Source organism: Lentzea terrae, from assembly GCF_003265345.1.
Taxonomy (GTDB): domain Bacteria; phylum Actinomycetota; class Actinomycetes; order Mycobacteriales; family Pseudonocardiaceae; genus Lentzea; species Lentzea terrae.
This window is the reverse complement of sequence record NZ_QFWW01000002.1, coordinates 295,071-313,349: the sequence shown is the minus strand read 5'-3', so window position 1 is coordinate 313,349 and position 18,279 is coordinate 295,071. Positions and strand designations below refer to the sequence as shown.

Below are 18,279 nucleotides of genomic sequence, written 5' to 3'. Positions count from 1 at the left end.
CGCCGGGAACCACCCACGATTGACGAACTAGCCGAGCGCGACAGCGAAAATGTGCAGGTTGACATCTTCCGGGAGCACGATGCTCGCCAGCGTCTTGCCTTCCGGAGCCGCGTACGTCTTGGTGGCGAAGATGTGCGTTGCCACCTTTTCGTTGCCGCCGCCGAGCTGGTTGCGGTACGGCGTGTTCGCGACGATCACGTTGCCGTAGCTCGGTGCCTGGCCACCGCCGCCCAGCGTCCAGTCGCTGAAGCCGATCTCGATCGACGCCGTGGTGCCGTCGGTGAACGTCACCACCGCGGGGCGGGTGCGGGCTCCGTTGGTGGCGGAACCCAGGAACGCGAGCCGCGTGCCGGACAGGGCCAGCGTTTGCTTCGCCGCGGTCGCGTTGTCCGGGCGGCCGGGAGGCGACGCGGGCCAGGTGAAGGAAAGCCCGTCCACCGTGCTCGTGCCACCAGGTGACAGGCCCGCAACAGCCAGAGCCTGGCGTGAGTAGCTGTAGCCGCCGCCGTCGAAGTCGCCCTCACCCGTGGCGTCGTCGGAGGCGCCGACGTTGTTCACCGCGGCGAGCATGCTGCCAGCCGGAGCGACCTTCACGGTTTGTGGCAACACAACGGGTTTGGCTGCGCCCTCGACGTTCACCGTCACGGTGAAGTCGTAGAACCCCTGCGCGGTACCGGCCGCAGCCGAGATCGTGAACTCGGACGGCACCGCACCGGTCGTCGGGGTGAAGGAAAGCGCCTCCGGGCCGGTGATCGTGTAGGTCGCCTTCGGGTCACCGTCGTAGAGCTTGACCGCGTTCACCTTCGCCGTGATCGACTTGCCGGGCTCGACGACGAGCTGACGCGGCTCGACGGTCAGGTAGTAGGGCTGGTCGTGCCTGATCGGTTGCTCGCCCTCGCGGAACGACGGCGGAGCGTCCGAACCGCCTGTGCCCCAAGAGGAAGGAGTCCGGCCGAGCACGAAGTCCAGCTTGCCGCCGCGCTGCACGAACGACTCGGGCAGCCAGGTCTTCGAGGAGGAACGGCCGTTGACCTTCAGCGACTGCACGTACTTCGTGGCGGTGTTGGCAGCCGGCGCGTTGATCGTGATGTCCTTGCCGCCGCCGCGGTTGATCTTCACCGAAGTGAACAGCGGGCTGCTCAGCACCAGCTCGGCGCGCGACGGCACCTGCGGGTAGATGCCCATCGCGGTGAACACGAACCAGGACGACATCGCGCCGAGGTCGTCGTTGCCGGGAATGCCGCCGGGGGCGTTCTTCCACAGCGTGTTGATCGTCTCGCGCAACGTCTCCTGCGTCTTGGCGGGCTGGCCCGTGTAGTTGTAGAGCCACGGCACGTTCACCGACGGCTCATTGTCCAATTCGGACTTCGCGCCGCCACGACCCGTCAGAGCCCAACTGCCGTCGGCGTTGTGGAAGAAGTCGTCGAGGCGCTTGTTCGCGCGAGCTGCTCCGCCCATCGACTCCACCAGGCCGGCGACGTTGTGCGTGACCATCCACGTGTACTGGGCGCTGCTGCCCTCGACGAAACCGTTGCCGGTGTCCGGCGTGAAGTCCTTGACCCACGTGCCGTCGGCGTTGCGGTTGCGGATGTAGCCGCCGGTGCGGTCCGCGACCGGGTCGAAGTTGTTCTGCCACCACTGCGCGCGCTCGGCGAACGTCTTGGCGATCTTCCGTTCCCCGGTGCGCTCGGCCAGCTGGCTGATCGCGAAGTCCGCCGCGGAGATCTCCAGGGTCTCCGCCGCGCCACCCCACGCGTTCGACACGGACGGCATGTACTTGTGCTTCAGGTACTTGTCGAGCGACGGCCGTTGCCCGACCGACATCACGGCCCAGCCGTCCTTGCTCAGGTCGAGCGCGGTGGGCACGGTCGCGGCCTTCACCAGTGACTTCAAAGAGGCCTTGATGTCGTACTTGTCGCCGCCGAACGCGGAGATCGCGGCCAGCGCGATGGGTGCGGGGTCGCCGTTCATCACGTGCGTGCCGCCGTTGTTGTGCGACCAGCGGTCCCAGACGCCGTTGTTCTGGTCGGCCTGGTTGAGCAACGACTGCGCGATGTCCGAACCGATCTGCGGCTCCAGCAGCGTCACGAGCTGCAGCTGCGAGCGGTAGATGTCCCAGCCGGAGAAGGTGCCGTACTGGGCCTTCTGCTTCGACCGGTTGATCTTGTGGACCTTGCCGTCGAACCCGGCGTACTCGCCGTTGACGTCGCTGAAGAGGTTGGGGTGCAACAAGGAGTGGTACAACGCGGTGTAGAACTTGGTCCGCTCGTCATCGGAGCCGCCGCCGACCTCGATGCGCTTGAGCTGCTTCTGCCACGCGATGTACGCGTTGTCTCGCATGTCCTCAATGGACTGACCCTTGTGCTCGGCCGCGAGGTTGGCGCGCGCGTTGTCCAGACTGACGTAGGAGATGCCGACCTTGACGTTGACCTGCGAACCGGGCGCGAACCCGAGGTAGGCGCCGGAACCCTTGCCCAGCACCGGCCAGCCGTTCGTTCCGTACGTCGTACCGCCCCTGGAGGACGTCGAATCGGGCCTGACAACGTTGTCTTGGTACGTGCCGACCTCAGCGAAATCCTGGTCGAACTCCGCCACGAAGTGCAGCGTGTAGTAGCTGCGGCGGCCGACCTGGTTGATGTACCCGCAGAAGTTGCCGGCGGTGACCGATCCGGTGATCGTGCGCTTGCCGCGGTCGATCACGGTCTGGGCGTCCGACGACCCGACCTGCGACTTGGACGTGTTGATCAGCACCGTCGCCGGCTTGTCGGCGGGGAACGAGAACCGCGCGGCACCGGTGCGTTCGGTGGCGCTGAGCTCGGCCTTGGCGCCCGACTTGAGCGTCACGTCGTAGCGGCCGGGCTTGGCCACCTCGTCCGCGTGCGCGAACTCGCTCGCGTAGATCGCGTCCGTCGCGTCCGTGGTCGGCGACGTGGTGACGGTGCCGACGTGCGGGAAGATCGGGATGTCACCGCTGCCGCCCGCGCATCCGGTGCCGGACATGTGGGTGAGGCTGAAGCCGCGGATCTTCGTGGCGTCGTAGCGGTAGCCACCGGGCGCCGCGGCGCGCAGGGTGTTGCCGCGACTGGCCTCCGGGCTGAAGGAGAACATGCCGAACGGCACGACCGCGCCAGGGAAGGTGTTCCCGAGGTTGGTCGTGCCGATGAACGGGTTCACGTGGGCCGCGGGGTCCGGCACCACCTGGGTCTGGGGCTGAGCGGAGGCAGGGACCACTCCGAACATCATGGCCACCGCCACCGCAGCTGTCGTGAGGACTCTTCGCTGCATGGACGCGGACCCTACTTACCGTGCCCGCGCAACCCCAGAGAGCGACACGAAGTTGTCGTCAAACGGACAAGCGCTGCTCCATGAAGGCCCGCAGAGCTGGCCAATCGCAGTCTTCCGCGACCTCAACCTGGTGATTTCCCTCGACCAAAGCTCCGTCGTCGTCGACGTCGAGCAGGTAGGTCTTCGTCCTGAGCGTGCCGGGCACGATCGCCTCGGCCACCGCCACGGCGTCGTGGATGTAGATGCCGGTGTTCTCGGACCGGTTCTCCAGGTACGCGCGGTAGGTGCCGGTGAAGTTGCTCAGCGTCTGGTCGACCTTCGCCAGGAACTCGGTGTCGGCGATGCACCGGTGGGTGAGGTTGAGCGGCACGACGACCGGGTTGCCCTTGCGGATCACCGTGCGCGCCGCGGCGGGATCTGCCCAGAAGTTGAACTCGGCACGCTCGGTCGTGTTGCCGACACCGATGCCGCCACCCATGACGATCAGCCTGGGAAACTCCACGCCCGCGTCGAGGGCCCTGGCGATGTTGGTCTGCGGTCCGATGGCGACCACCACCGTCTCCGGTGTCACGCGCTCGCGGAAGAGGCCGACGACGTCATCACCGAAGATCTCCCTGTCGCTCTCGGGCAACGTGTGGGCCTGCCCGCCGAGCCCGTCCTCGCCGTGCACGTCCGCCGCCCCGCTGGGGCCTTCAGCGCCCCTGACCACGGGAACGTCCGTCCGTCCGAGGTAGGCGAGCAGCCGAAGGGCGTTGCGGGTGGTGAGGTCGAGCGAGACGTTGCCGAACACCGTGGTGAGGCCTTTCAACTCCACCTCGGGGCTGCGGGCGGCGAGCGCGATCGCGAACGCGTCGTCCACGCCGGGGTCGGTGTCGATGATCAGAGGGATCGCCATGCCTCTAGGGTGCCTGAGACTCGGCCCCCACCTCGGCCACGTCCCACACGACGCACCGCAGGCCCCGGCCGTTCGAGGTAGCCCTCGTCGCGCATCTTCGCGTGGTACCGCCGCGCATCTTCCTCGTTGTCGTACACCTGGATCGCGTGGCCGTCCTGCGTCCACGTCCCGTGCACGAACCCCGGCAGCTCGACCTTGCTCGACGCCATCAACGGCACTTGCGCCCGCCACTCGTCGTGCATCTCCGGGCTGAGCTCCCAGACCCCTACGACCGCCCACATGCCGCACCTCTGTTCGTCGAAGTCACTTCCCAACCGTTTGTCGGCCGATCGTCGCCCGAAGTTAAAGTGCCGTCCATGACTTCCATGTGGGGCGCTCCGGTGTGGACGCGTTGGGCCAGGTCGAGCCGGGACCCGCAGCAGGCGCGCTTCCTCACGCTCGCCTCGCTGCGCTGGGTCCTGCGCCACCGCGCCTACACCCCCTGGTACCTCGTGCGGTACTGGCGGCTGCTCAAGTTCCGCCTGCTCAACCCCCACGTGGTGCTGCGCGGCATGGTCTTCTTCGGCAAGCGCGTCGACGTCATGGCGCGGCCTGGCTACGGGCGCCTGGAGATCGGCCGCTGGGTGCACATCGGCGACGGCAACGCCATCCGGTGCCACGAGGGGTCGCTGCGCATCGGCGACAAGGTCGTGTTCGGCAAGGACAACACGGTCAACTGCTACCTCGACATCGAGATCGGCGCGTCCAGCCTGGTCGCCGACTGGGTCTACATCTGCGACTTCGACCACAAGACCGAGGACATCACGCTGCCGATCAAGGACCAGGGCATCGTGAAGTCGCCGGTTCGGATCGGGCCCGACTGCTGGCTGGGCGCCAAGGTGACGGTGCTGCGCGGAACCCGCGTCGGCCGCGGGTGCGTCCTCGGCGCCCACGCGGTCGTGCGGGGTGACGTGCCGGACTTCAAGATCGCGGTCGGGATGCCGGCACGGGTGGTGCGGGATCGGCGCGCCGACTACGAGGCGGATGCGCAGCGGCGGGCCGACATCGCGGACATGGCCCGCAAGGCCAAGGAGGCGCTGGCTAAGCGAACGGAAGAAGCTGCGGACGCTTAGGCCGGAAGCCGTCTCCCGGCTGGCGGCCGATCAGCTTGTTGCGTGAGCGCGAGTACGCGACGGGCAGCACCTGGTCGCGCAGCCACCGCCAGTGGTCCCACACCGAGGCGGGAGCGGCGACACCGTCCAGCGGCGCCATCCACGAGGCGTCGAACGGGACGTCCAGCGCCGACAACAGATGGCCGGCCAACCGCCGGTGCCCCAGCGACGACAGGTGCAGGCGGTCCGGGCCGAAGTAGCGCGAGTCGCGCACGCACTCGTCGTCCGCCACGTCGACCAAGATCGCGCCATAACGCACGGCGGCGACCCGGACGGCGTCGTTCAGGGCCTCGATGCGTGGGCGCATGCGCCAGCCGAACGGCATGCGCTGCGAGACATCGCTCAACGTGAAGACGGCGACGGTTGGCGCGAACGACGTCACGGCGCGCACGGCCGCATCGACGCGACGGGCGATCTGGCTGCACGTGGCCCCGGACATCACGTCGTTGCCGCCGCAGAACACCGCCACCAGGTCAGGCTCCAACGTCGCCGCGGACGGGACCTGCTCCACCAGCATCTGGTCGAGCCGGCGGCCGCGCACGCCCAGGTTGGCGTAGCGGAAGCCCGGCCCGTCCAGCACGGACGCGACGCGGTCCGCCCAGCCCCGGTAGCGGCCGTCGGGCAGCAGGTCGTCCAGGCCCTCGGTGCAGCTGTCCCCGAGCGCCACGAAGCGTTGGTATTTCATTCAGTCCTCGGTCACCTCTTGTTAACGGGACCGGCGACTGTACCAAGATCAAGTGAACAGGTTGCCCGTAGCGATCTTGGGGCGGCCCAGGACACGCGGTTCGCGCACGACGGCAGAGGCGTAGACCGAGGCCGTGTCCGAAGCGATCGTGGCCCAGTTGAAGTCCGTGGCCAGCCGGGCCTTGGCAGCGCGCGCACGAGCGGCCGCAGAAGAAGGATCGGACAGCACGGTACGCACGGCGCGGGTGAGTCCGTCCACGTCACCGGGGGCGAACGACAGTCCGGTCACCCCGTCGAGAACCACCTCGCCGAGCCCGCCCGCGGTGGACGCGACCAGAGGCGTCCCGGCCGCCGCGGCCTCCAGCGCCACGATGCCGAACGGCTCGTAGCGGGACGGCAGCACCACGGCGTTGGCCGCTGTGAGCAACGCCGCCAAAGACCTGTCGGAGAGATGTCCGACGAACTCCACCGCGCGCAGCACGCGGTGCTTGCGCGCCTGCTCCTGCAGCCACTCGGTCTGCGAACCGTCGCCGGCCACGACGACTCGGGTGCCCCGGTGGTGCCGCCGGATCCGGGGGAGCGCCGCGATCAGGTCCTGGATGCCCTTCTCCCACTCGATGCGCCCGAAGAACAGCAGCAACGGGTCACCGTGCGGCGAGTACTCCCGCCGGGCGTCGCCGACGTCCTTGGCCCGCACCTTCCAGCCACCCGGCTCGATGCCGTTGTGCAGCACGGAAACCACGTCTGTGTCCACATCGAACAGATGCGCCACCTCGCGTCGCATGGCCGAGGAACAGGTGATCAGCGAGTCGGCCCGGTTCGCCAGCCACCACTCCACCGAGTGCACCTGCTGGTTCAACGGGTGCGACAGCCAGCCGGAGTGCCGCCCGGCCTCGGTCGCGTGAATCGTCGCCACCAACGGCACGCCGAAGGCCTCGGCCAGCGCGATGGCCGGATGCGAAACGAGCCAGTCGTGCGCATGCACCACGTCCGGGCGCCACGAACCGAGAGCGAGGCCGGCGCGCACCATCGCGTGGCCCATCGCCAACGTCCACGCCACGAGGTCCTTCTCGAACACGAAGTGCGCGGGGTCCTCGGCGACGCGGACCAGCCGCACGCCCTCGCTCACCACGTCGACGGTCGGGTGCGTGATCGCGTCGGTGCCGGAAGGTTGTCGGCAGAGCACGACGACGTCGTGCCCCTGCGCGGCCAGCTGTGTCGCGAGCGCGTGGACGTGCCTGCCCAGCCCGCCGACGACCACCGGCGGGTACTCCCACGACAACATCAGCACGCGCATCCCGTTACCCCATTCCTCGCGCGTCCAGGTGCCCGAACGGGCCGTCTGCCGCGCGGAGCTCCGCCGCCCTCGCATGTCCACGACCGCTTCGCGTCAACGCCGCGAGCTCGCTGAAACGATCGCTGTGAATCTTCGCGCGGTAGCGGGCGTAGTCGGCGGCCGAGTCCTTCGTGACCATGAAGGCCCAGTCGCTCGACAACGCCAGCAACGCCTCGCGCACCGCCTGGTCCAGCACCGGATCCCGCACGTTCGACGAGAAGTCCAGCTCCAGCAGTTCTTGCTGCACAGCAGAGTTCAACGACACGATGTCCGACACCTGCGCGCCGTCCCACACCCGCCAGTCCTTGCCGCTGCCCCACGACGACGCGGGCAGCTCGACGGGTGCGCCGACGTGCCCGGCCTCCACGGCGCCGCGCAAGGTCGTCACCCGCACACCCGCTTCCGGCAACGCCCGCAGCACGGCCTCCAGCCACAGCGGACCCTCGTGCCACCAGTGCCCGTAGAGCTCGGTGTCGTACGCCGCCACGACCAGCCCGCCGTCGATCGCCCGCAGCCTTCGGACGACGGTGTCGACGAAGTCCTCGACGTGCCGGCCGATCGCTTCCCGCGCAAGCAGCGGGTCGTACGGCCGCTTGTCCTCCGGCGCCACGTTCTTGCCGGTGACCCGCGACGGCTTCAGGCCCGTCGGGTGGTCGAAGGTGTGAAAGTCCCGGTACGCGGCATCGCCCGGATAGCCGACCTTCGGCGACCAGACGCGGTACGAGACCTCGAGATCCCGCCCGAACGCCAGCACGTCCGACGAGCCGACCGGGTGCGCGGCCGAGGTGTCGCCGTGCAGCGCGGGCCCGTCGACCATGAACCGCCGCACGCCCGCGTTGGCGTACCCCGCCTCCATGCCGGGCGAGTAACCGCACTCCGGCGCCCAGATCCCTTCCGGAGCCCTGCCGATCCGCAGCCTGGTGTCGTCCAAACCGGTCCGCAGTGCGAACGCCCGCACGCGAGGATCCAGCAACGGCTGAAAGGGATGGGTCGCCGGCCCGCCGAGCAGCTCGATCGTCGAGGAGTCCACAAGGGACCGCAGAATCGGCGAGAACCCGTGCCGCCAATGGGATTCGAACTTCTCCAGCGCCCACGACGACGCCCGGTGCTCGTACGCGGACAGCTCGCGCAGCCGTTCCCCGGCGTAGTGCGAGCGCAGGTGCCAGTTGCCGAGCCAGTCGTGCGCGCCGCGTAAGCAATAGGGGTCGTCCAGCTGCGCGGCCAGGATCGGCGTGACGCCGAGCGTCAGGACGTCTTCCCGGCCCTCGTCGGCGAAGCGCCGCAGCATGTCGACAACGGGCAGGTACGAATGCGCCCACGCCTGGTAGAGCCACTCCTCGCCGACCGGCCACGCGCCGTGGTGCGCGAGCCAGGGCAGATGGCTGTGCAGGACCAGGCAGAACGTTCCTTCAGTTGGCTTTGGGCTCACGCGGGCACCGTCGCCGGATCATTGGTGGCAACGGCCACGAGATCGAGGCACGTGTCCATGTCCTCAGCGGTGATGTCGAAGTCCTCCACCGTCACCGACTCGACAGCCTCCTTGAGCTCGGCCGGCCACGGCGCGCCGGACAGGGCGACTTCGACCTGTGCATTGATGATCTGTCCATCCAGGAGAGAGTCAAGCCTCTTTCCGTGACGCAGCCCCGTCAGTTCGTCAACGCGGAAACCAGCCTCTTTGAGCATCTCGTCCAGTTCGGACGGTGCGAGCTCCCTGGTGTGGAACGGGTTCAGCGGGGTGTCCTGGCCGGGCGAGAACGTCAGCCTGTTCGGCGTGGTCACGATCAGCTTCCCGCCGGGCCGCAGCACCCTGCGGCACTCCGCGAGGAAGCCCTCCTGGTCCCACAGGTGCTCGATGACCTGCAGGTTCGCCACGACGTCGACACTGCCGTCGCGCAACGGCAGCGTCGCGAGGTTCCCGCGCAGCACGTTCAGCTGCGGGTACGACCGCGCGACGTGCTGCGACGTCAGTTCGTCGTAGTCGAGCGCGATCACCCGCCGCGCGACCGTGCGGATCAGCTGGGCGCCGTAGCCCTCGCCGCAGCCGGCCTCCAGCACGACCGCATCCGCGCAATGGCCGATGAGGTGCAGGTACGCGGCCTCGTGGCGCCTGAACCAGTAGTTCTCTTCCGCGATACCGGGCACCGTGCGTTCGCCGGTCAGGGGGAGGGTCACGCCCGTCAGGTTACTTGCCAGTAGACCGCCTGCGAACTACCTGGTGCGCGATGGCTGTGGCAACACCGACACCTGCGAGGACCGCCGTCGTCGCGGGGCTCATGTACTTCGACAGGCTCGGTGCCTCGCTCGGACCGGTGAGCCAGAGCGTGAGCGTGGTGGCGTACGCCAGCGCGAGTGCTCCCGCCCACCACCGCAGGGCCTTCGAGCGCCGGTCGCGCAGGCTCGCGACGACCACGACGGCGATCGGGATCCCGGAGAGCAGGCCGAACTGGCCGATGACCATGACCGGTGCTGCCCAGGCCGCGACGAGCGTCGACGTCGACGGAGTGGCGGAAGTGCGGATGTTGACAGACATGGTCTCTCCTTCGTTACGGGTGATCGCTGTGGTTATAACCTCTAACTGCGGTGACAGGCTGAAGCTAAGCTGGCGCAGCAGTGAGTGTCAATAGCGAATGTGAGAGGGTCTAACCATGACGGAGTCGGTGCAGAAGCCGCGCGAGCGCTATCGGGCTCAGGTGCGCGAGGAGGTCAAGCGGCACGCGTGGGCGCAGATCGCCGGCGCAGGGGTGACAACGTTGTCACTCAACGCCATCGCCAAAGAGATGGGCATGAGCGGGCCGGCTCTCTACCGGTACTTCGCCGGTCGCGACGAGCTGATCACCGAACTCATCCGGGACGCCTACCGCAGCCTCGCCGACACCGTCCGCGCCGCTTTCGAGGCCGGGACCACCGTGGTGGCGCTCGCCGCGGTCATCAGGGAGTGGGCCTTGAGCGACCCGCACCGGTACCTGCTGATCTACGGCACGCCGGTGCCCGGCTACCACGCGCCGGACGAGATCACCGCGATCTCGAACGAGATCATGGTGGTGCTGCTGGAGGTGTGCGCCGACCCGGCGGAGCAGCCGCAGACCCCGTTCGAGGTCTTGCTGACCATGGACCACGGGTGGGCGAGCACGCTCCCCGCGTCGTCGCCGACCGTGCACCGGGCCCTGTCGTTCTGGACGCGGGTGCAGGGCGTGCTCTCGCTCGAGCTCGCAGGCCACTTCGCGCCGATGGGGTTCGACGCCGGTCTGCTCCTGGCGGAAGAAGTCGCGCGAATCTGATCGGTACGGCTCAGTACGGCGAGACCGTGACGGCCAGCGCGCCAGGGCCGACGTTCGCGCCGATCGCCGCGCTGACCTGCGTGAGGACGACGTCGCGCGCGTGCGGAATCCGCTTTTGCAGCATCTGGAGCAGCTCGTGGCCCTCCTTCTCGGCCGCGAAGTGCTCGACCGCGAGGTCCACGTTGCGCCCGTACGCAAGCGCCACGGCCTTGTCGACGAGCTTGCTCAGCGCGCGCTCGCGCCCCACCACCTTGTCGAACGGCTCCACCTCGCCGTCCACGACGGTGAGCAGCGGCTTGACCGAGAGCGCGTCGCCGAAGAGCTTCGCGGCGGCGCTGACCCGGCCCGCCTGCCGCAGGTAGTGCAGCGTGTTGACGTAGATCAGCACTTTGGCGTTGCGGCCGCGCTCCTCCGCGATGTTGCGCGCGTGCTGGACGTTGCCGCCGGACTGCACGATCCGCGCGGCCGCGAGGGCGGCGAACCCGAGGGTCATGCCCGACGAGTGCGAGTCGACGATGAACACCGGCACTCGCGACTTGGCCGCGGCCGCCTTCGCCGCGTCCGTTGCGGGGGAGAGCTTGTGCGTCACGTGCACCGACACGATCGTCTCCGCGCCCTTGGCCCACGCGTCCTGGTAGGCCCAGAAGAACGCGTCCGGTGCCGGCGGCTGGGTCGTGATCGGGATCTGGGCGTCCATCGCCTGCAGCAGCCGGTCGGTCGGCACGTAGGCCTCGTCGATCAGTTCCGACCCGATCTTCAGCTGCATCGGGACGGTGATGATGTTGAACCGCTCCGCCAGACGGGCCGGAAGTGACGCGGTCGAGTCGGTGACGACGGCTACTCGTGAGGGCACGAACGAGAAGGTTAACGAAGGGTGATCGCAGTAGCCACCAACGATTGATGGCAATTCGTGTGATCTACGCGTGGATGGTTGCGTTCCGTGCACGGCGAACGCGCGGAGTGATCCCCTCGGAAAGGCGTCCGACTTGACACAATCGGGTGACTGCGCGTTGTTTGGAGTTGATCTACGAGTGTCTCATTTGCGCAGGAAGCTCGCGTTATTCCACGTGTTACAGGTGTCCCTTCCGGCCACCGTCGATGCTGGTTGGCGGTACCAGGGGTGGGTAAGCTCGCACAATCTTCAGCCTGGGTGAGTGAGTAGGTGACCATGGGTGCAAAAGAGCAGGAACTAGTTCCGCTGCACGCCGCTTTCGACGTTGTCTACCGAGGTTTTCATCGACGTCAGGTCATCGAGCACATCGAGAATCTCGAGGAGCAGCTGCGCTTCACGAGCCTCGATCGGGCCGAGGCTCTGGCGCAGGCCGCGGATTTGCGCCAGTTGCTGGAAATGACGCGCCGGGATCTCGAGGAGGCGCGCACCCGGATCGGGCGTCTCGAGTCCAACTCGGGCACGCACGCCGGCGCCACCGAACGGATGCACCGCATGCTCCGCCTCGCGGAGGACGAGGCCGCGGAGATGCACCTGCAGGCCGAACGCGAGTGCGCGGACCTCCGCGCCCGCACCGACGTCGAGGTCGCCGCGTTGCGCGCGGAGGCCGAGCGCGAGGCAGCCGCGATGCGCTCCGAGGCCGAGTCCGAGCTCTACGCGGTGCGCCAGGACTGCGCCATCCGCGCCGCCGCGATGGAACGCCGTGAGCTGGAGATGGAGCGCCGCTGCTCCGACCTCGAGGCCCAGCACCGCCAGCGCGCCGACGAGGTGGAGCGCGAGTGCACCGAGGCGATGGCCCAGGCCCAGGCCGACGCCGACCGGCTGCTGCGCGAGACCGCTCTCCAGTGCAACTCCCTGGAGGCCGACTCGGAACGCAAACGCGAGAAGGCCCAGCAGTTCTTCGAGCTGACCATGACCCGCCGCCGCAACGAGGCCGCGCAACACCTGCAGGAGCAGGAGGCGCTGGCTCGCGCTCGTGCCGAGTTCGTGGTGAAGGTGGCGTGCCGCGAGGCGAACCGCCGCCTGGCCGAGGTAGCGGAACGCACCGACGAGCTGCACGAGCTCAAGCGGGTCGTCCACTCGCAGCTGTCCGCGGCCCGCGCGGCGCTGTCGGTGGCCGCCGACCGCGTCGCCCCGCTGCACATCCCGGAACAGGTGGCCGCGTCATGAAGCGCTGGATGCCGCTGGTCGTCGGCGCGCTGATGGTGCCCGCATCGGTGACGGCGTTCGGGTTCTCGGTCTACGGCGAGGAACTGGAGACGGTGCTGTCGTCGTCGCCCGCCGTGCCCACGGTCCTGTCCGGCCCGGTGCCGGTGGACGACTTCGTGTCGCCGCTGCGGATGGAACCGCCCGCACCGCTGCTGGTGCCGGCGGCGGTCGCCCATCAGCACGTGCGCGACCTGTTCTCCTCACACGCGGTCAAGGGCATCACGTTCGCACCGGGCACCGCATCTCTCGTGGGCCGCGGCGAGGACGTGCGCCGCAGCCTGGCCAGCGTCCTGCGCAACGTCACCGGCGGCACCGTGAAGCTGGTGGCGTACGCGTGGAACGGCGAAACCGCCTCGCACCGCTGCGACGTGCTGGCCATGGAGCGAGCCGGCCTGGTGCGTGACTACCTGGCCCAGCAGGGCGTGGAGAACGTCGTGATCACGCGGGTGATCGTGGAGCCGGTCTGGGGCCCGCCCTCGGCCGGTGGACCTCAGGTCGACGTCCTAGTCGCATAGGTAGGAGCCTTCGCATGGCAGGGGCCGTCGGGATCGTCTTCGGGTTGTGCGTGCTGTCCTTCACGTTAGGGGCAGCGCTCATGTACGTGCTGGTGCGGCGGCGCGAAGACGCAGCCGCACCTTCGGCGTCTTCAGCCGGCGACGAACCGGTCAAGCGAATGTGGGTGGAGAAGCCCGCGGCCGTCGAGCCGGTCGACGACGACTACGACTCGCGGCCGATCCACCGCAATCCCGTGGTGGGCCTACCGCAACTGGAACCGGCGCTGGCCGCGTTCGCCGCACCGGTCGCCGAACCCGAACCGGTCGCCGAGCCGATCGCCGAAGTTGAGCCGGTCGCCGTGCCGGTGGTCGAAGCGGAGCCGGTCGTCGAGCCGGAACCCAGGCCGGTCGTCGAAGCGGAGCCGGTCGCTGAGGCCGAATCTGTCGGTGCCGGTGGATACGATCAGGATGGGGACCTCGAGCCCCCCGCGGGGGAAGTTGAAGCCCCCGAACCGATCGTAGTGACGAGCTCCGACATTCCTGAGGCCGTCGATGAGCCGGAACCCGAGCAGCTGGAATCGACGCCTGAGGTGATCGTGGAAGCGACGTTGCCGCCTCCCGCGGTTCCGCAGCCGGTGGAGCACACGACGTGGGTGGAGCGGGAGGACTTCCGGCAGCGCTACCTGCGGACGTTCGAAGAGGTGCGCCGCAAGGCCGGCAGCAACTGATTGCGTTCCTCGGGACTCGCGGGCCCTGGTGCGGCGTGAGCCGGAGCTGGAACCGTCAGACACGTCATCTGTGACGAACCGAAGCCGGAAGTGATCGTGGAAGCCGCGTTGCCGTCGCCTGCTGTCCCGCAGCGGTGGAGTACACGACGTGGGTGGAGCGAGGGGCCTTGCGGACGTTCGAAGAGGTGCGCCGCAAGGCCGGCAGCAACTGAACGCCGTGTCCGAAAGCCTTCGGTTCAGGTCCGAAACTCGCCGGACATCCATTGGTGTCTGCTGGTATTTCTCTGATCATGACTTCCGCCGCTGACCGCACCCGGCTCTTCCACGCGCTGCACCAGACCGGCCCGCTCGCCCTCCCCAACGCCTGGGACGTCGCCTCCGCCCTCATCGTCGAGGCGGCGGGCGCCAAGGCCGTCGCCACCACGAGTGCGGGTGTGGCGTGGACGCTCGGCGCGCCCGACGGCAACAAGGTCGAGCGTGACCGGGTGATCGATCTCGTCGCGCGGATCGCGCGGGTGGTCGAGGTTCCGGTGAGCGCGGACATCGAGTCCGGGTTCGGTCGCACTGCTGACGACGTGGCCGAGACGGCCAAGGCGGTCGTCGAGGCGGGCGCGTCCGGGGTGAACATCGAGGACGGTCTCGACGGGGTGCTGCGCGACGTCGCGGAGCAGGCGGAGCGGCTCAGGGCGGCTCGTGAGGCGGCGCCGGACCTGTACATCAACGCGCGGATCGACACGTACCTGCGCGGTATCGGGGATCCGGAAGACCGGCTCGACCGGACGTTGGAGCGGGCGGCGAAGTTCCTCGAGGCCGGAGCCAGCGGGATCTTCGTGCCCGGTACGACCGACCTCGAGATCGTCGCGGAGCTGGCCAAGGGGATCGCCGCGCCGCTCAACGTCCTCGTGGAGCCCGGCGCGCCCGCCGTCGACGAGTTGGCGAAGGCGGGCGCCAGGCGGATCAGCCTCGGGTCTGCGGTGGCCGAGGCCGCTTATGCCGTCACCAGGAACGCAGCGGAGGAGCTGCTGACCCGTGGCACGTACGGCAGCGTCGAGGGCGGCTTCCCTTACGGCGAGCTCAACGCGCTGTTCAAGCGTTAGTGCTTCTTGCCGCGGAACTTGCGCAGCAGCTGTTCGGCCTGCGCGCGCTTGCGCGGGTCCTGAGCCGCCTGCCGTGCCTTGGCCTGAAGCCGCTGACCCTGCGGGCTGCGCAGGAACTTGGTGATCTTGTCCATGAACGAGGCCATCGGCGTTCCCTCCCGGTGTCCGTTACGTCCGGATAACGAACGGAACGGACTCGGAGTTCCCGACGATCAGACCGGCGAAACGGTGATGCCCAGCGCACCTGGGCCCACGTGGGCGCCGATCGCCGAGCTGACCTGCGTCAACATGAACTGGCGGACGTTGGGCACGCCGCGCCGGAGCTTGCGCAGCAGCCGGGTGGCCTTCTCCTCGGCGTCGAAGTGCTCGACGGCGACGTCGACGGTGTCGGTGCCCGCGCGCTTGATCGCGATGTCCAGCATCCGGTTGAGCGCGCGGTCGGCGCCCAGCACCTTGTCCAGCGGGGTGATCTGGCCGTCGGCCATGGTCAGCAGCGGCTTCATCGACAGCACGCCGCCGACCAACGCCGCTGCGGCACCGATGCGGCCACCGCGCCGCAGGTACTCGAGCGTGTCGACGTAGATCAGCTCGGTCGATCCCTCGAACCGGCGCTGGGCGGTCGCGAGCACTCTCTCGACGCTGCCGCCCGCCTCGGCCACCTTCGCGGCGGCCTGGACGGCGTAGCCGATGCTCATACCGCAGGTGTGCGTGTCGACGACGTGTACCGGCACGCGCACCTGGGCGGCGGCGGTGCGGGCGGCCTCGACGGTCGCGGACTGGCGGCCCGACACGTGGACGGACACGATCGAGCGAACTCCCTGGGCGGCCAGTTCGTTGTACGTCCAGAAGAACGCGCCGGGGTCCGGTGGGATGGTCGCCACTGGCACGTTCTCCCGCATTGCCGAGACCAGGTCTGGGACCGGGATGCGGGACTCGTCGTCCGTGTGATCGCCGATCCGCACCTGGATCTGGACCACCTCGATGCCGAGCTGATCGGTCAGCTGCGCAGGGAGACAGGCCGTGGAGTCGGTTACTACTGCAACTCGCCTGTACACGGATCGGAGCCTAGCTCGCCCGAATGGGTTACGTCTCACCTGGTAGCGCCTGCGGGTGAGAACCGTCACGCTAGCGGGGTGCTTGCTGCCGTTTGCACCGGTGCTACTGGCGGGTAACATCCGGGTGATGGCAGGGTCGTGAACACCCGGCGGCGCAGTTCTAAAGTCCTCTGCGTAAGCGTCGCCGCCCGTCCGCAGGAGGTCGAAGAGGACCTATGAACATTGTTGTCCTGGTCAAGCAGGTGCCTGACACCTGGTCCGAGCGCAAGCTCACCGACGCCGACCACACCCTTGACCGCGAGTCCGCGGATGCTGTGCTCGACGAGATCAACGAGCGCGCCGTCGAAGAGGCCCTGCAGTTGCAGGAGGCCCACGGCGGCGAGGTAACCGTGATCGCGATGGGCCCCGATCGCGCCACGGACGCCATCCGCAAGGCGCTGTCGATGGGTGCGGACAAGGCGATCCACGTGAGCGACGAGGCGCTGCACGGCTCGGACGTGCTGGCCACGGCGAAGGTCCTCGCGAAGGCGATCGGCACGGTCGAGAACGTCGACCTGGTCATCGCGGGCAACGAGGCGACCGACGGCCGCGCGGGCGCTGTACCGGCAATCCTCGCCGAGCTGCTCGGCCTGCCGCAGGTCACCCAGCTGCGCAAGGTCACCGTCGAGGGCACGACGATCAAGGGCGAGCGCGAGACCGACGAGGGCGTCGCGTTCCTCGAGGCCTCGCTGCCGGCCGTCGTCTCCGTGACCGAGAAGATCAACGAGCCGCGGTACCCGTCCTTCAAGGGCATCATGGCCGCGAAGAAGAAGCCCGTCTCCACGCTCACCGTGGCGGACCTGGGCGTCGACGCCTCCGAGGTCGGCCTGTCCGGCGCATACACCCAGGTGCTGGAGGCTTCCCCGAAGCCGCCGCGCAGCGCGGGTCAGCGCGTCGAGGACGGCGGCGACGGCGGATCCAAGATCGCCGAGTTCCTCGTCGGCCAGAAGCTCATCTGAGGGAGGGGTAACCATGTCTGAAGTTCTCGTTCTGGTCGACCACGTCGACGGCGAGGTTAAGAAGGTCAGCTACGAGCTGCTCACCGCTGCTCGTCGCCTGGGCACCCCGGCCGCAGTGGTCGTCGGCGCGCCCGGCACCGCGTCGAAGATCCGCGAGTCGCTCGGCAAGTACGGCGCCGCCAAGGTCTACGCCGTGGAGTCCGACGACGCCGTCAACTTCCTGACGACCCCGAAGGTCGAGGCGCTGGCCGCGCTCGCCCCGAACGCGTCCGCGGTGCTCGTCTCCGCGACCGTCGAGGGCAAGGAGGTCGCCGGCCGGCTCGCCGTGCGCATCGACTCCGGCTGGCTGGTCGACGTCGTGGACGTCGAGGCCGACGGCACCGGCGTGCAGTCCATCTTCGGTGGCGCGTTCGTCGTCAAGGCCAAGGTCAGCAAGGGCACCCCGGTCATCACCGTCCGCCCCGGCGGCGTCGAGGCCGAGGAGTCCGCGGCGGACGCCGTGCTGGACGAGTCGGTCTCCATCTCCGTGGACACCGCCAAGGCCGCCCGCGTCACCTCCCGCGAAGCCGTCGTCGGCGGCGACCGCCCGGAGCTCACCGAGGCCTCGGTCGTCGTCTCCGGTGGCCGCGGCGTCGGCTCGGCGGAGAAGTTCTCCGTCGTCGAGGAGCTCGCGGACTCGCTGGGTGCGGCTGTCGGTGCCTCGCGCGCCGCGGTCGACTCGGGCTACTACCCGCACCAGTTCCAGGTCGGCCAGACCGGTAAGACGGTCTCGCCGCAGCTGTACGTGGCGCTGGGCATCTCCGGTGCCATCCAGCACCGCGCGGGCATGCAGACCTCGAAGACGATCGTCGCGGTCAACAAGGACCCGGAGGCGCCGATCTTCGAGATCGCCGACTTCGGTGTGGTGGGCGACCTGTTCAACGTCGCGCCGCAGCTGACCGAAGAGGTCAAGAAGCGCAAGGGCTGAGTTTCAGCTTCTGGTGGCAGGGGCCGTCCCGTTCGCGGGACGGCCCCTTCTGCGTTCAGCGGCTGACGACGAAGATCGATTGACCTGTTCGGCGGTACCTCGTGGTGCCGTGAACCGGAAACGTCGCCCCGGCATTGCTGTGGGGGCGGTGCT

At 68.6% G+C, this 18,279-nt stretch carries 20 protein-coding genes; 8 read left to right on the top strand and 12 right to left on the bottom strand.

The window, feature by feature from the left end; all coding sequences use genetic code 11:
- Positions 1–27: 27 nt before the first annotated feature.
- From DI276_RS04725 to DI276_RS04715, 3 genes are read right to left on the bottom strand one after another with little or no spacing between them, the layout of a single operon-like run.
- Positions 28–3,285, bottom strand: coding sequence for a GH92 family glycosyl hydrolase (locus DI276_RS04725; protein WP_112262025.1), 3,258 nt, complete (start codon positions 3,283–3,285; stop codon positions 28–30).
- 58 nt (positions 3,286–3,343) lie between these two features.
- Entirely contained in the window at positions 3,344–4,180 is an 837-nt protein-coding gene (locus DI276_RS04720) for a nucleoside hydrolase (RefSeq protein WP_112262024.1), read from the bottom strand.
- A complete protein-coding gene (locus DI276_RS04715; protein WP_112262023.1) occupies positions 4,165–4,461 on the bottom strand; it encodes a hypothetical protein in 297 nt (98 codons plus the stop codon). Before DI276_RS04715 ends, DI276_RS04720 begins: the two co-directional genes overlap by 16 nt.
- 75 nt (positions 4,462–4,536) lie before the next feature.
- On the opposite strand from DI276_RS04715, the gene DI276_RS04710 reads away from it, so the two are divergent.
- Positions 4,537–5,292, top strand: coding sequence for an acyltransferase (locus tag DI276_RS04710; protein WP_112262022.1), 756 nt, complete (start codon positions 4,537–4,539; stop codon positions 5,290–5,292).
- Here DI276_RS04710 and DI276_RS04705 read toward each other — a convergent pair.
- From DI276_RS04705 to DI276_RS04685, 5 genes are read right to left on the bottom strand one after another with little or no spacing between them, the layout of a single operon-like run.
- Positions 5,261–6,016: an SGNH/GDSL hydrolase family protein gene (locus DI276_RS04705; RefSeq protein WP_112262021.1), complete on the bottom strand. Its 756-nt coding sequence runs from the start codon at positions 6,014–6,016 to the stop codon at positions 5,261–5,263. The two genes, DI276_RS04710 and DI276_RS04705, sit on opposite strands and share 32 nt — an antisense overlap.
- A gap of 48 nt (positions 6,017–6,064) precedes the next feature.
- The gene (locus DI276_RS04700) at positions 6,065–7,312 is read right to left on the bottom strand and encodes a glycosyltransferase family 4 protein (protein ID WP_112262020.1); all 1,248 of its coding nucleotides are present in this window, start codon (positions 7,310–7,312) and stop codon (positions 6,065–6,067) included.
- Positions 7,313–7,316: 4 nt separating this feature from the next.
- Entirely contained in the window at positions 7,317–8,780 is a 1,464-nt protein-coding gene (locus DI276_RS04695; RefSeq protein ID WP_112262019.1) for a 1,4-alpha-glucan branching protein domain-containing protein, read from the bottom strand.
- Positions 8,777–9,532 (bottom strand): class I SAM-dependent methyltransferase, encoded by a 756-nt coding sequence (locus DI276_RS04690; protein ID WP_198680478.1) that lies wholly within the window; start codon positions 9,530–9,532, stop codon positions 8,777–8,779. The genes DI276_RS04695 and DI276_RS04690 overlap by 4 nt, the downstream gene beginning before the upstream one ends.
- Before the next feature lies 1 nt (position 9,533).
- Positions 9,534–9,881, bottom strand: coding sequence for a hypothetical protein (locus DI276_RS04685; protein WP_232836448.1), 348 nt, complete (start codon positions 9,879–9,881; stop codon positions 9,534–9,536).
- Between the two features lie 115 nt (positions 9,882–9,996).
- Here DI276_RS04685 and DI276_RS04680 point away from each other — a divergent pair, with 115 nt between their 5' ends.
- Positions 9,997–10,629, top strand: a complete 633-nt coding sequence (locus tag DI276_RS04680) for a TetR/AcrR family transcriptional regulator (protein WP_112262018.1) — start codon at positions 9,997–9,999, stop codon at positions 10,627–10,629.
- Positions 10,630–10,639: 10 nt separating this feature from the next.
- Here DI276_RS04680 and DI276_RS04675 read toward each other — a convergent pair whose 3' ends face one another.
- Together DI276_RS04675 and DI276_RS49725 are read right to left on the bottom strand one after the other, a co-directional pair.
- Entirely contained in the window at positions 10,640–11,482 is an 843-nt protein-coding gene (locus tag DI276_RS04675; protein ID WP_112262017.1) for a DegV family protein, read from the bottom strand.
- A 336-nt stretch (positions 11,483–11,818) separates the two neighbouring features.
- The gene (locus DI276_RS49725) at positions 11,819–12,070 is read right to left on the bottom strand and encodes a hypothetical protein (protein ID WP_157984517.1); all 252 of its coding nucleotides are present in this window, start codon (positions 12,068–12,070) and stop codon (positions 11,819–11,821) included.
- Positions 12,071–12,073: 3 nt separating this feature from the next.
- Here DI276_RS49725 and DI276_RS04670 point away from each other — a divergent pair, with 3 nt between their 5' ends.
- The 4 genes from DI276_RS04670 to DI276_RS04655 all read left to right on the top strand — a co-directional run bounded on the left by DI276_RS04670 (position 12,074) and on the right by DI276_RS04655 (position 15,106).
- Complete coding sequence (locus DI276_RS04670; protein WP_157984516.1) at positions 12,074–12,748, top strand: hypothetical protein; 675 nt, start codon at positions 12,074–12,076, stop codon at positions 12,746–12,748.
- The gene (locus tag DI276_RS04665) at positions 12,745–13,302 is read left to right on the top strand and encodes an OmpA family protein (RefSeq protein WP_157984515.1); all 558 of its coding nucleotides are present in this window, start codon (positions 12,745–12,747) and stop codon (positions 13,300–13,302) included. Before DI276_RS04670 ends, DI276_RS04665 begins: the two co-directional genes overlap by 4 nt.
- Before the next feature lie 14 nt (positions 13,303–13,316).
- Positions 13,317–14,009 carry a hypothetical protein gene (locus tag DI276_RS50750; protein ID WP_198680456.1) on the top strand — a complete coding sequence of 231 codons (693 nt, stop codon included), beginning with the start codon at positions 13,317–13,319 and terminating at the stop codon, positions 14,007–14,009.
- Between the two features lie 290 nt (positions 14,010–14,299).
- Positions 14,300–15,106 (top strand): isocitrate lyase/PEP mutase family protein, encoded by an 807-nt coding sequence (locus DI276_RS04655; protein ID WP_112262014.1) that lies wholly within the window; start codon positions 14,300–14,302, stop codon positions 15,104–15,106.
- On the opposite strand, the gene DI276_RS50745 is transcribed toward DI276_RS04655, so the two are convergent.
- Both DI276_RS50745 and DI276_RS04650 read right to left on the bottom strand, forming a co-directional pair.
- Entirely contained in the window at positions 15,103–15,252 is a 150-nt protein-coding gene (locus DI276_RS50745; protein ID WP_198680455.1) for a hypothetical protein, read from the bottom strand. The two genes, DI276_RS04655 and DI276_RS50745, sit on opposite strands and share 4 nt — an antisense overlap.
- A 66-nt stretch (positions 15,253–15,318) precedes the next feature.
- Entirely contained in the window at positions 15,319–16,161 is an 843-nt protein-coding gene (locus DI276_RS04650) for a DegV family protein (protein ID WP_112262013.1), read from the bottom strand.
- A 215-nt stretch (positions 16,162–16,376) separates the two neighbouring features.
- On the opposite strand from DI276_RS04650, the gene DI276_RS04645 reads away from it, so the two are divergent.
- Positions 16,377–17,159 (top strand): electron transfer flavoprotein subunit beta/FixA family protein, encoded by a 783-nt coding sequence (locus DI276_RS04645; RefSeq protein WP_112262012.1) that lies wholly within the window; start codon positions 16,377–16,379, stop codon positions 17,157–17,159.
- 13 nt (positions 17,160–17,172) lie between these two features.
- The gene (locus tag DI276_RS04640) at positions 17,173–18,126 is read left to right on the top strand and encodes an electron transfer flavoprotein subunit alpha/FixB family protein (protein WP_112262011.1); all 954 of its coding nucleotides are present in this window, start codon (positions 17,173–17,175) and stop codon (positions 18,124–18,126) included.
- Positions 18,127–18,279: the final 153 nt, after the last annotated feature.